We start from the raw sequence: 3128 nt of genomic DNA, 5'->3' as shown, positions 1-3128 counted from the left end.
TTAAATGTCACTTCTTGTTGGGCTTGTAGCCGTTCCGGGCTTGGGTTTGCTCGCTATCAGGCCGCCAAGACGCAATTAATGAGCTAATGAATTGAGTCCTGGCACCAATTCGGCCTGTTAGAGGCTTATTAAAAATCAAATAATGTATGCCAAGACTGACTTTTCTTCAATCCTCACGTAATTCACTATACCGCTGGAATGCCCCGCCTAAACCTAGTAATTTTTTTCCCCAAATCTAGTAATTTTACGAGTTGACAGAAAAAGAGAAAGATTGCTATTAAAGGGGGAACAATCACAGGAGTCTAAGACAATTTGATTTTATCTTAACCGAAGGAGGGCTGAATATGGTTCAAAGGTACAAGAAATTCATTGGAATGGGGCTTTTCCTGGCAGTTTTAACGCCGTCGCATCCGGCATCCTCATTGCGGCGTCTGGAACGTAACTTTTAACCATAAGGAGACCAAGAGTATGAAAAGCGGGTTAAAGTTTTTTGTATTAACTGCGGGTTTGGCAATCACGCTGTTCGCGGGATCAGCTAACGTTATTGCGGCTGGAGACGGTCAGGGCTATGACCAAGGGGTGAAGGCACCTGGTTTTATCATGAAATACAAAACACCCCCCGAGTTTATCCATAACACGGCCCCAGAACCCGGTGATGCCGCATTCCAATATGAATGGCAGCGACAGCGACCCTCTACCGACTTTCCCTACAAGTACAAATTCGTCGAGATCAACGGCGCGAACATCGCCTATATCGATGAAGGTGAGGGTGATCCGATTCTCTTTATCCATGGTGCACCAGAGCAGGTCTATATTTGGCGTAACGTGATCCCTTACCTGAAACCCTATGGGCGGATCATCGCTTTTGATCACATCGGACATGGCTTGTCCGACAAGCCGGATGTGAAGTATGAGCTTCCGGATTACGTCAAGTACACCGATGCGTTCATTAACAAGTTAAATCTGAAAAATATTACTCTCGTGGTTCATGACTGGGGTTCGGTCATCGGTTTGGATTACGCGGCCCGTAATCCAAAGAATGTTCGTGGCGTTGCAATGATGGAAGCACTTATCGCCCCTTTCTATCCCATCACCAATATTAAAGAGGCGCTGAAGCGTAAGGGCAAGGCAGGCGCAGTGCTCCATTATCAACTTTACAAATCACCGGCTGCCCAGGATCTTGCCATCAATCAGAACATGTTCATTGAGCAGGTGATGCAACTCCACACCCATCGAGAGTTGACGCAACGTGAAATGGAAACCTATCGTGATCCGTTCCGCAAGCCTGAATGGCGCAAACCACTATTTATGTGGGCACGCGAGGTTAGTATCGAGGGCGACGTTCCGCATACCGATAAAGCGATGGAACGTTACAACAAGTGGCTGGGGGAGAAGACTATACCCACGATGGAAGTCTACGGATATCCAGGCGAAGTTACCGAGGAATGGGATGTACAATGGCGTGTCCAGCGTTGGAAAAACCACGAGACCGCATTTATTGGCACGACATTGCATTTCGTACAAGAAGATCAGCCTGAGCAAGTCGGGCGGGCGATTGCTGACTGGTATCGCCGCAATCTGGCGCCGGATCCCAATGTCTGGATGACGAAGCCAAAGCCCTGATCGAGTGACGCTTGTAGCTAATTAACAAAACGTTTGCCCAGGGAAGGGCAGACGTATCGCAAACACGCGCTTGCCACGTGTTGGTGGGTCACCAGCCACCGAGATCACAGGACTCGCCATGACCGACCGAATCGAGACGACCAGCATGCCCGCTGCACGAACTGCCCACATGGCCCTCGATGACGTGCCGTGGAGCGCGCTCTCGCCGGGAGTTCAGATGCGGGTGGTCCACGCTGATCCCGTCTCAGGGCGGTGGTCGGCGGTCGTGCACATGCTGCCCGGTAGTCGGTTAATGCCACACCGCCACATAGGTGCGTCGGAGTTCTTTGTGCTTGAGGGCTGCGGAACGCACCCGCAAGCCGGCTCGTTCCAACCGGGGGACTATGCTTGGGAACCGGCAGGCGCGGTCCACACTGAGGTTGTGGCGGAGCACGATCTGCGCCTTTTCATGGTAAGTCACGGCTCATCCGAGTTCCTTCGTCCAAACGGCTTGGTATGGTACGTCTCGGACGCGGCCTACTTCGATTCTTTAATGCGGACGAAGAAGTGGCTCCGTGGTCTCAAGCGGTTTGTGTTCATCGATCTTTGGCGCGCGCTGCGCCGCAAGCCACGCCCGGCTCCGCGGCCCATCGGCGCAGACACGGATCGGGGCGTTCGGATCTTGAGTCCCCTGGAACGACCACAGATCCGCTTGGAGAGTGGAGCACGGATGCGCGCTTTGCACTTCGATGACGACATCGGTGTCGTAAGCCTGTTGGTCGAGATTCCGGCCGGTGGGATGCTGGCGGAACGTAAGCTCGCCGCGACGTCGGAGACCTTGATCCTCGACGGCGGGGCTCTCCATCCGGTGCTCGGCCCGCTGACCGCCACCGATTATCTGCGCGAGGAAGCACCCGGGTCCACAAGCTCGCTGACGACCGAGGTGGATTCGACACTCCTGATTTTCGATCACTTCGACACCAGAGTCACCGACGCCGCAGGGCGGGAGCTAACTTTGCGCGACCTCGTGGCCTCGAACGGAGACTCCCAGCGCGGGGGAAATCGATATGGCTCGTGAACTTCAAACCATGGTTGAAATCAGCGCCAGCCCTGACCAAGTCTGGCAAGTCCTGACGGACTTTGATGCCTGGCCCGATTGGAACGTTGCCGATCCTGGCTTTGTGGGCGAGATGCACGAGGGAGCTGAAGTCGAATTGACTTCTACTTCTCCAAGCGGCAAAAGAAGCCAAGTAAGAATCACCCTTATCTCGGTCGAGCCGAATAGACAACTAAGTTGGGAGAGCAGTTTGCCCTTATTGTTCAAAGCCCGACACACCTATCGTATCGAAGCGCAAAACGGCAACTGTACTTTCTATAATGAAGCAGGCTTTTGGGGAATCCTGGCGCATTTCATAAGCAAGCAGTTGCCGACTGAGGAGATGTTTAAAGAAACGAATCTTATTTTAATTATCTTGTTTTATCTAGATGCAATCGATCGTTATTACATGAGTTTAGATGATCGAAGA

3 protein-coding genes are annotated in these 3128 nt (G+C 52.5%); all 3 read left to right on the top strand.

Annotated features, from left to right (window positions below; genetic code table 11):
• Nucleotides 1-468: 468 nt before the first annotated feature.
• Complete coding sequence (locus O6944_06815) at nucleotides 469-1623, top strand: haloalkane dehalogenase (protein MCZ6718843.1); 1155 nt, start codon at nucleotides 469-471, stop codon at nucleotides 1621-1623.
• Between the two features lie 118 nt (nucleotides 1624-1741).
• The gene (locus O6944_06810) at nucleotides 1742-2680 is read left to right on the top strand and encodes a cupin domain-containing protein (GenBank protein ID MCZ6718842.1); all 939 of its coding nucleotides are present in this window, start codon (nucleotides 1742-1744) and stop codon (nucleotides 2678-2680) included.
• A partial coding sequence (locus tag O6944_06805) for an SRPBCC domain-containing protein (protein MCZ6718841.1) occupies nucleotides 2670-3128 on the top strand: 459 nt, incomplete at its 3' end. The genes O6944_06810 and O6944_06805, both read left to right, overlap by 11 nt.

Source organism: Gammaproteobacteria bacterium, from assembly GCA_027296625.1.
Taxonomy (GTDB): Bacteria; Pseudomonadota; Gammaproteobacteria; order JAKEHO01; family JAKEHO01; genus JAKEHO01.
This window is presented reverse-complemented; position numbering and strand designations above follow the sequence as displayed.

Coding starts and splice junctions, on each gene's coding strand:
- O6944_06810 (MCZ6718842.1), top strand. CDS start 1,742: ATGACCGACCGAATCGAGACGACCAGCATGCCCGCTGCACGAACTGCC.
- O6944_06815 (MCZ6718843.1), top strand. CDS start 469: ATGAAAAGCGGGTTAAAGTTTTTTGTATTAACTGCGGGTTTGGCAATC.